Source organism: uncultured Lamprocystis sp., from assembly GCF_903933125.1.
Lineage (GTDB): Bacteria > Pseudomonadota > Gammaproteobacteria > Chromatiales > Chromatiaceae > Thiodictyon.
Genome location: NZ_CAIZIZ010000094.1, coordinates 1 through 9,913 on the forward strand (window position 1 = coordinate 1; position 9,913 = coordinate 9,913).

General features: G+C 65.1%; 5 protein-coding genes. 2 read left to right on the forward strand and 3 right to left on the reverse strand.

The annotated features are described in order from the left end of the window. Nucleotides 1-166: 166 nt before the first annotated feature. On the reverse strand, nucleotides 167-1,054 hold the full coding sequence (locus QZY03_RS04025; protein ID WP_295578469.1) for a hypothetical protein: 888 nt from the start codon (nucleotides 1,052-1,054) through the stop codon (nucleotides 167-169). 336 nt (nucleotides 1,055-1,390) lie between these two features. Here QZY03_RS04025 and glsA point away from each other — a divergent pair, with 336 nt between their 5' ends. Both glsA and QZY03_RS04035 read left to right on the forward strand, forming a co-directional pair. Continuing rightward, complete coding sequence (gene glsA, locus QZY03_RS04030) at nucleotides 1,391-3,223, forward strand: glutaminase A (RefSeq protein WP_295578470.1); 1,833 nt, start codon at nucleotides 1,391-1,393, stop codon at nucleotides 3,221-3,223. 824 nt (nucleotides 3,224-4,047) lie between these two features. Then, on the forward strand, nucleotides 4,048-7,425 hold the full coding sequence (locus QZY03_RS04035) for an AAA family ATPase (RefSeq protein WP_295578471.1): 3,378 nt from the start codon (nucleotides 4,048-4,050) through the stop codon (nucleotides 7,423-7,425). Between the two features lie 13 nt (nucleotides 7,426-7,438). Here the strand turns inward: QZY03_RS04035 and QZY03_RS04040 are convergent, their stop codons facing one another. Both QZY03_RS04040 and malG read right to left on the reverse strand, forming a co-directional pair. After that, nucleotides 7,439-8,578 (reverse strand): ABC transporter ATP-binding protein, encoded by a 1,140-nt coding sequence (locus QZY03_RS04040; RefSeq protein WP_295578472.1) that lies wholly within the window; start codon nucleotides 8,576-8,578, stop codon nucleotides 7,439-7,441. Nucleotides 8,579-8,847: 269 nt separating this feature from the next. Next, nucleotides 8,848-9,738: a maltose ABC transporter permease MalG gene (gene malG, locus QZY03_RS04045; RefSeq protein WP_295578473.1), complete on the reverse strand. Its 891-nt coding sequence runs from the start codon at nucleotides 9,736-9,738 to the stop codon at nucleotides 8,848-8,850. Between the last annotated feature and the right edge of the window lie 175 nt (nucleotides 9,739-9,913).

Here is a 9,913-nt window from a genome sequence, read left to right on the forward strand (position 1 = left end):
GCGTCGCGGCCGGGGGCCGCTCCTACCGCAGCAGCGGCCCCCGGCCGCGACGGGCTGCCGCAACGACGAGTGGTCGGAATTATGATCAAGGCCGACTTGGGCCGGCCTCTCACCGTTGACGTCTTCCTTGTTCCACCGCTCGAACTTCTTTGCCGCACCAGCAAAGTCATTTGCCTAAGGAAGCCCGGATCAGGCACTGCAACCCCTCCAGATTGGGCTCGAAGAAGCGCGCTACCAGGAGCCCTTCCTGTCGGTGTCGGTCCAGGAAGGCCAGTTTCTGCACGGGTGTGGCGGCGATGCGGCGATCCTCCCGCGACAGGCGCTCCTGGCATTGCATGGCGTGATCGAAGGTCAAGGCGACCGACGGGAGCAGGTCGGCCTCGGCCAGCAGGACGGCCTGAAACGCCAGGTTCGGGTCGGTCGCGAGCAGCCCCAGGGGGTCGGCACCGGGCGGCGCCTCGGATGCCGGGCCGCCCTGGTGAAAGTGCCGGAAACAGCAGCGTGCATAAGGCCCCCCGATGGTGACCTCGGTGGCCAGCACCAAGGCCGCGATGCGCGTGATCTCCGCTTGCGCGACCCCTGCCGCCGCCAGGCAGGGCCGGGCCGCGTCTATCGCCAATCGTTCCAGCCGAAAGGGTTGGCCGGCGTTGGTGGTGCCGTCATGGTGAAGGTCGTGCACCAGGGCCGCGACGGCGATCCGCGCCTGCTGCGCGCCCGCAAGCCCAGCGTGCTTGGCGAGGAACAGGCTGCACAGCAGGACTTCGCAGATATGCCGGCTATTGTGGTACGCGTTGCGAGCCTGACCCGTCACCCCATCATCCAGATCGACGGCGATGCGCATCCCGGCAACGGCGAGCGGGTCGCGCGGGCTCATCCCGACGTTGGCGGCCACCGCCTCGAACACCCGGCACGTGGGCCGCTCAAGCTGCTCGACGGTCTGGAGGCAAGCGACGATCTCGTTGGCGACCGTCTCCGGCGCGGCCCCGGACAGGACGGCGAAGGGTGCCCGGGACAGGTCGGGAAACGGCGATTCGGCGACCTGAGGTTGGTTCATGGGGACAACCTGTTGACTCTGTCCAGGGCTTTCCCAAGGACTGGTTGGTGGAGATAATATAGCCTTCGTACCTGATATCCAGACAGACCCTTGGTGTAGGGGCGGGTTTGAAACCCACCTTTACGTCCGGTGCGGTCGCCCCGAAATCGACCGCACCCGGAGCGCTGTGCCACCCCATGGTGCATCGTCCTCGGTTTGACCGCCGGAGGGGTTCGCTGAAGGCGTTGTGTGCGGGGCACCCCAAGCACGGCCCAGCCACGGGCCGGCCCAGGTGCCGATCTGGCTCGCACTTTGCTTTGTCCCTTTACCCCGTGTTCCACTCAGGTGTCTCTGCCAATGGCGGTCAAGGCGCTCGTCGACTCCCCGATTCAAAAATACCTGGAGGCGCTGCACGGGCGCGTCGCGGACCTGCGCGAGGGTGACCTCGCCTCCTATATCCCGGAACTGACCAGCGCCGACCCGGAGTGGTTCGGCATCGCCGTCGCGACGGTGGATGGTCATGTCTATCAGGTCGGCGACAGCCGCCAGGCCTTCACCATCCAATCGATCTCCAAACCCTTCGTCTACGGGCTGGCACTCGCCGATCTTGGGGTCGAGCGGGTTTTGGCCAAAGTGGGAGTCGAACCCTCGGGCGAGGCCTTCAATTCGATCAGCCTGGAGCCCGGCACCGGGCGCCCCCTGAACCCCATGATCAACGCCGGTGCCATCGCCACCACCTGCATGATCGCCGGCGATAGCCCGGAGCAGCGCGAACAGCGGATACTCGAGATGTTCGCGCGCTATACCGGCCACCCCATGGTGGTCGACGAGCGGGTCTATGCCTCCGAAGCGCGCACCGGGCACCGCAATCGCGCACTCGCCCACCTGATGCGCAATTTCGACGTCATCGAGACCGATCCGGAACCGGGGCTCGACCTGTATTTCCGCCAATGTTCGGTGCTGGTGAACTGCCGTGACCTGGCCCTGATGGGCGCCTGCCTGGCCAATAACGGGGTCAACCCGGTCACCGGGGTGCGCGCGCTGCCGGAGGCCCAGGTCGCGCGGGTATTGTCGGTCATGTCCTCCTGCGGCATGTATGACTACTCGGGCGGATGGATCTACAGCGTCGGGATGCCGGCCAAGAGCGGCGTGGGCGGCGGCATCGTGGCGGTCCTGCCCGGTCAGGTCGGCATCGCCGTGTTTTCGCCGCTGCTCGATGCCCGCGGCAACAGTTGCCGCGGCATCCGGGTCTGCGAGGAAATCTCCCGGGATTTCGATCTGCATCTCTTCCACACCAGCCGCTCCACTTCGGCCGCGATCATCCGCGCCCGCTATGACGCCATGCTGGTCGGTTCCCAGCGCCGCCGCCGACTGGCCGAGCGGGACCTGCTGGCGCAACACGGCGCCCGCGTGCGCGTCTACGAACTCCAGGGCGAGTTGACCATCGGGGCGACCGAGTCACTGGTCCATGAAGTGCTGGACGAGTTGGCGGGGGTGGAGGTGCTGATCCTGGACCTGGCGCGGGTCGTCAACGTCGATCAGGCCGCCGCCCGGATGCTGGCGGACCTGGCCCGCGACCTCACCGGTCAGGGGCGCACCGTGCTGATCCCCGGGGCGGCCAACAAGTATGCATTTATGCGGTTGGTGGCCCAGGCGTGGCCGCAGTCTCAGGACCTGGCGATCTTTCAATTCAGCGATAGCGACCACGCCCTGGAGTGGGCGGAGGATCGACTGATCGCGACGCTTGCGCCCCCGACCGACCCGACCCAGGAGAGCGCGCTCGCCGACAACGACCTCTGTGTCACGCTGTCCGGCGAGGAGCGCGCCGGGCTTGCGGCCATCGCGCAGCGCTTGGAGTTCGCCGCTGGGACACCGGTGTTTCGCACCGGCGAAGCGGCCAATGCGCTGTTCCTCATCGCCCAAGGCCGTTTCGAGGTCCTGCTGCCGGCCCCCGGTCAGCCGCCGCGGCGGCTCTCCACCCTTTCCCCTGGCATGTACTTCGGCGAATTGCCCCTGGCGAGCGGCCAACCCCGTTCGGCCGATGTGGTGGCGCGCGACGGCGGGGCCTGCTGGCGCGTCCCCTTTGCGGCGATCGAGGCGGGGCTCAAGATCCGGCTGCTCTCGGCCATCGCCTCACAGCTTGCGGAACGCCTGGCGGAACAGGCGCGGGTGCAGCGGCTGGTGGGCTGAGCCGGCGCGTTTTTACGCAGTCACCGCATCACTTATGGTCGCCACTGAGCGGCGAGCGCCGCTCCGCCAGGACCGGAGCGGCGGTGCGAGGCGTCCCGCGGTTGCGTGCGTGTCGTTAGTCACCTAAGGTAGATACGTGGACGCTCTGTGAGATGATGCAGTCCGTCAAGCTCCAATCCTTGTCGGAGCGTTGACGGAAAAGCCCAAGCCCACGGTCCAGCAAAGGACCATCGACGAGCAGGCATTGCCAACGCGGTGAGCGGCGCGCGGTCTCGATCAGGCGTAGCGCGACGGTCTTGAAGGGAGCCCGGCTGAAGGTATTACCCACCAGCTTAGAGCCCGGAACCGGAGCTTTGCTTGGGTTTCTTTGCAAAACCCCAAAGTCCGTGATAGGCGGATTGGGCTATCGGCTTGCCGAACCGGTCAAGCCCGCGTCGTCGCTGCAGCAGCAAGACTGCCCAACGGGGAAACGCATTGCACACCAAGCCTGAGGCGCCCGATGACGGAGGAATCGCAGACCGGGAACGAGCCGCGCGGTCCCGAAACGAGGTGGAACTCGCACCACTGGTGCGGTGTGTCCGCCGGGGAATGACAGCGCCCGAGCTCGTGCGATCCTGGATGCCCCGGGTTCCTCCCCAACAGGGATCGGCCATTGCCCATTGGCTGGTTTCCCGGGGGCTGCTGATCCCGCAGCACGCGGGAGTGGCCTTGGTCATCAACCCGGCCATTGCGCGATCGGCGCGGTCGGCGGTCCGCGCAGCGGACCCTACAGGTCTGCTGGTCCCGAAGCGGGCTGGGGCGATGGCGATGGATCGGGGGCGGGCGTGACGCAGGCGTTGGGTGACTGGCTGCGGGCGCATGACCTAGGCGAGTTCGAGGCGCTCTTGGTCGAGCACGAGGTCGACCTGAAAACCTTGAAAATCCTGACGGAGTCCGACCTCAAGGAGCTCGGCCTGGGATTCGGTCCGCGCAAGCGAATCCTCAGTGCAATCGCACCGCCGCGACCTCCAGATGCCGTCCCGCGGCGAGTGACCGAGCAGCCCCCGCCAATCGACTCGGTGGGCGAGCGGCGGCAGTTGACCGTGATGTTCTGCGATCTGGTGGGATCCACCGCTCTTTCCACCCATCTCGACCCCGAGGAGATGAGGGAGCTCATCCAGACCTATCGCAAGGCCTGTGGTGACGTGGTCGCACGCTATGACGGCCATGTGGCGCAATATCTGGGGGATGGATTACTGATCTACTTCGGCTGGCCGCGGGCTCACGAGGACCAGGCCGAGCGCGGGGTGCGCTCGGGGCTGGAGATCGTGCGGGCGGTCAACGCCATTCGCGCGGCCTCCCCGCTCGCGGTCCGCGTGGGCCTGACCACCGGAACCGTCGTCGTGGGAGAAGCGTCGTGCCATGACAACAGCGAGTCGAAGCTGGCCGTCGGGGAGGCGCCGAATCTCGCGGCCCGCTTGATGAGCCTGGCGGGGCCGGACCAGGTGGTCATCGACCCGACAACCCGAGGCCTGGTCGGCAATCTCTTTGCACTGGCGGATCTTGGCACGCACAGCCTCAAAGGGTTCGCCAAGCCGGTCCCGGTCTGGCGCGTCGACGCCATTCGCCTAACGGCGGGGCGCTTCGACGCTGTTCATGCGGGGAAGCAACTGACCGACCTGGTGGGGCGTGAGGACGAGCTGGCTCTGCTCCGCGGCCACTGGGAACGCGCGCGTGAAGGTCTCGGGCAGGTTGTCCTCATCAGTGGTGAGGCGGGCATCGGGAAATCCCGTCTCTGCCACGCGCTGCGACAGGGCCTCGCGGAAGCCCATACCGTACTGCGCTACCAGTGCTCCCCCCACTTCACCAATTCCGCGCTTCAGCCAATCATTGCGCAGCTCGAGCTGGCGGCAAAGCTGGCCCGTGAGGACAGCCCCGAGCAGAAGCTCGACAAACTCGAAGCCCTGCTCGTCGGGGACTCAAGCCTGGTAGCCGAGGCCGCGCCGCTTATTGCCAACTTGCTGTCGCTGCCCCCCGGGCGTTATCCACCCCTCAACCTTTCGCCCCAGCGACAGAAAGACAAGACCCTGGAGGTGCTGGTCGGACAAGTCGAAGCCCTCTCGCGGAGGCAGCCCGTCCTGATCGTTTTCGAAGACATGCATTGGATGGACCCAACCAGCCAGGCGTTTCTCGACGCACTGGTGCCTCGGCTTCCGCGGTTGCCGGTGCTGTTGGTGGCGACCCACCGCCCCGGTTATTCCCTGCCCTTCGAGGGTCTACCCTATGTGACCAGCCTCGGGCTTGGTCGACTGCAGCCGAGCACGATCAGTGCGTTCGTGGGCGTCATGACCGGGGGCCGACAACTTCCGGCCGAGGTGCTGAACGAGATCATTTCCCACACCGATGGCATTCCGCTGTTCGTCGAAGAGCTGACCAAGTCGGTGCTGGAATCGGGGCTGTTACGCGAGGCTGGGAACCGCTACACGCTCGCGGCCCCTTTGCCCGCTCTGGCCATTCCGACATCGCTGCGGGATTCGCTCGCGGCGCGCCTGGACCGCCTGGCCCCGTTCAAGGAGATCGCGCAAATCGGCGCCTGCATCGGCCGGGAGTTCTCCCGCGCGCTGCTCTACCGCGTGGCGGCATGGGAGACCGCTCGACTCGACGATGCCCTCGACCGGCTGGTCGAGGCGGAGCTGATCAGTCGCCGGGAGACACCGTCTGATGTCATCTATACATTCAAACACGCGCTGGTGCAGGACGCCGCCTATGAACTCCTGCTCAAGAGCCGTCGCCAAACCCTGCACGCCCGCATTGCGCAGACCCTGGAGGTGGACTATCCCGACCAGGCGGGCCACAGTCCCGAGCTGCCCGCGCACCACTACACCCAAGCGGGCCGCCTCGACAACGCGATCCCACTGTGGCGCAAAGCCGGCGTCCTAGCCATCGAGCGCGTGGCGCTGAACGAGGCGCTCGCCCACCTGCAGAAGGCGTTGACCCTCACGAGCCAACAGCCCGAAACGCGGGATCGCGACGCACTCGAACTCACGATTCGTGAGCAACTCAATGCGGTCTGGGCCGGCTTGGGGGGATGGGCCGGCGCAGCGATCGGTACCAACACGGCGCGGATCCTGCGGTTGGCTTCGAGCCAGGGCAACACCCGAAGTCTGATCATCGGTCTGTGGTGGATGTGGACCAATACCATTACGCAGGGCCGCATCGCCGATTCACTGCCATTGGCCCAGCGTTTACTGGACGAGGGAGAGGGAACCGACGATGTGGATCTCAAGATTTTCGGCCCCGCCGCCGCCATGGTGACGCATTTCCTCCTGGGCCAGTTGCGCGAGGCGCAGACCCACGCCGACCGGGTCCTGGCGCTGTATGATCCACAGCGTGCAGAGCAGTGGATTCAACTGGCGGGGCATGACCTGAAAACCTTTGTCGGCGTTTACTCGTGTCAATGGATCTGGATGCAGGGCGACTATCAACGGGCCATGGCGGTCAGCGACGAAAGCTGTGCGCACGCGCGTGCTGTCGGACATGCCTTCAATCGCGTCTGGTCCTTAACCTATACCGCCTACCTGTTCGCCTACGGTCGTGAGCCGGAACCCTTGCTCGAGCGCCTCGCCTTGGCGGATCGTCTCGCGCAGGAACAGGGTCTGGCCTTCTTCAACCAGGTTTCCATTCCGCAGGCGATCGGCATCGGCCTGCTCCAGCAGGCGCCGACGCAAGACGCCATTGACCTGCTGCGCCGCGGCATCGAGGGTTGGGCTAACGTCGGCGGCGGAGTGCGCATCCCCTATCTGAAATCGGTCCTCGCGCAGGCGCTGGCCCAGGGGGGCGACCTGGCCGAAGCCATGCGGCTCATCGACGCGTGCATCGAGCAAATTGAGCGCCCGGCCTACCAGGAGCGGATCTGGCTGGCCGAAGTCCTGCGCATCAAGGGTTGGCTCATGATGCGCCTGGGCCGCGACCTGGAGGCCGAGCAGATCTTGCGCGCCGCCATCGACTGTGCGCGTCGGCAGGGCACCAAGTCCTGGGAATTGCGCTCCGCGGTGCTGCTGGCAGGGCTTCTGGCGGAACAGGGACAACACGAAGCCGCGCGAGGCGTGCTGGCACCCATCTTCGCCTTGCTCGCCGAAGGCCAGGACACGAAGGACTTGATGGAGGCCCGTGCGCTGCTCGAGCGCCTATCCCCAGCATCCATGCGGAAGGCCCAGGCGTAAGTCACTTCAGAAATCAGGTCCGGTTAAAGCGCGCCGTGCGGGGAAACGCCTGTCCCTTGGCATCGAAGAGGTAGCAGGCGTCGGTTGGCACACCGATGTCGAACTGGCTCTGGGGTGCGGCCGGAGTCTCCGGACGCACCTTGACCGTGAAGTCCTTGCCGCCGACCTCCAGATAAACGAAGGTCTCGGCGCCCAGGTGTTCGGCCACCTGAACGGTGCCGGTGATCCGATTGTCCGCGCGCGGGTCGTCGAGCAGGACCGTGTGCTCCGGCCGGATGCCGACCTCGACCTTGTCGCCTGGCCGGCCCCGGCTGCTGTCGACCGATGCGGTCAGGCTGACTCCGGTGTCGAGCTTGACGCGGGTCCGCTGTTCGCCCGCCTCCTCGATCATGCCGCCCAGGAAGTTCATCTTGGGCGAACCAATGAAGCCGGCGACGAAGCGATTGGCCGGTGCATGATAAAGATCGAGCGGCGGGCCGACTTGCTCCAGGTTGCTGGCCGCGCCATCGTCGGTGAGCGGGCTCAGGACGACGATCTTGTTGGCCAGCGTCATGGCCTCGACCTGATCGTGCGTCACATAGATGGTGGTGGAGCCGCGTTCTTGGTGCATCCGGGCCAGTTCGATACGGGTTTTCACCCGCAGGGCGGCGTCGAGATTCGACAGCGGTTCATCGAGCAGGAAGACATCGGGGTGCTGGACCAGGGCGCGGCCGATGGCGACCCGCTGGCGCTGACCACCGGAGAGCGCCTTGGGCTTACGCTCCAGGAAGCTGTCCAGACCCAGCATCGCCGAGGCCTGAGCCACCCGCTCCTTCGCGATGGCCTTGTCGATCTTCTTGATCTTGAGTCCGAAGGCGAGATTCTCACGCACCGTCATGTGCGGGTAGAGCGCATAGGATTGGAACACCATGCCGACACCGCGATTGACCGGCGGCACGTCGTTCATCCGTTTGCCGCCGATGTAAAGGTCGCCGGAGGTGATGTCGTCGAGTCCGGCGATGGCCCGCAGTAAGGTGGACTTGCCGCAGCCCGACGGGCCGACGAAGACCACGAACTCACCCTCTTTGATGTCCAGGTTGATATCGCGCAGGACATCGCGCGCAACGCCGGGGTTGTAGTTCTTGACCAGGTGATCGATCTTGACGTCAGCCATTTCTTACAAGCTCCTGGTGGGCGTCGTGGCCCCGGTTAGTTTCTTGATCCCGCCGCGTTGTCGATGGGGTGCGGGGTTCGTGGAATCTTAGGCGATTGAAAGAAATCGGGCCTCGATCAAGATTCCGGCCACTTGGGCTCGCCGGGTGCGTAGTCAGGCCATCCTGGCCTGACACCGTCAGGGCTGGAAGCCCTGACTACGCACACCGGTGGCCGGGATAACGATCAAGGCCAGAAATCGCCAGAGGTCGTCGGTCCGCGTAGCGGACCCTACCCCTTGACCCCACCGGCGGTCAGGCCGCCGACCAGCCACCGCTGGGCGAGCAGAAAGACCAGGGTGATCGGCAGGCCCGACATGACGGCGGCGGCGGCGAAGTCGCCCCATTTGTATTCCTGCGGATTCAGATAGTATTGCGAGCCCACCGCCAGCGTCAGCTTGGCCTCGTCCTGCAGCAGGATGGAGGCCACCGGATATTCGGTAATGGCGGTAATGAACGCCAGGATGAAGACCACCGCCAGGATCGGTACCGAGAGCGGCAGCAGAATCAGCCGGAAGGCCTGCCAGGGCGAGGCGCCGTCGAGCATGGCGGATTCTTCCAGTGACTTGTCGATGGTCTCGAAATAGCCCTTGATGGTCCATACGTGCAGGGCGATACCGCCGAGATAGGCAAAGATCAGTCCGGGGTGGGTATTGAGCCCCAGTGGCGGAAAATACTCGGTGATCCGGCTGAACAAGGCGTAATAGGCCACCAGCGCCAGGACCGCCGGGAACATCTGAAAGATCAGCATCGCCTTGAGTAACAGGCTGCGGCCCGAGAAGCGCAGCCGGGCGAACGCGTAGGCACAGGTGGTGGAGAGTGCAACGATCAGGATCGCCGAGATGACGGCCACCTTGACCGAATTCCACAGCCATAGCAAGACCGGGAAGGGCGGCGGGATGGTCCGTCCGGCCTCATCGACGATGGACATGCCCAGCGCGAGCCGCCAGTGATCCAGGGTGGGATTGCTGGGGATGATGTCGCCGACCGCGAAATTCCCGGTGCGGAACGAGATGGCGATGACCATCAATAGCGGGAAGATGATCAGGGCGAGAAAGAACCACAGAAAAGCATGAGCCGCCAGCTTGCGGTAGATGACTGATTTCGATTCAACCATGGCCATGGCGGTATACCCTTATCGGTTTGGCAAAACGCGCTGAGTGTCGAGTCAACAATAAGTGAAACAACGATCCCTTCGTTGTCGTTGTCGTTGTCGTAATCGGCGAAGCGACTCAACTTGGGCATGAGCCGACCGACCCGAATCAAGTTTCGACTACGATTACGACAACGACAACGAC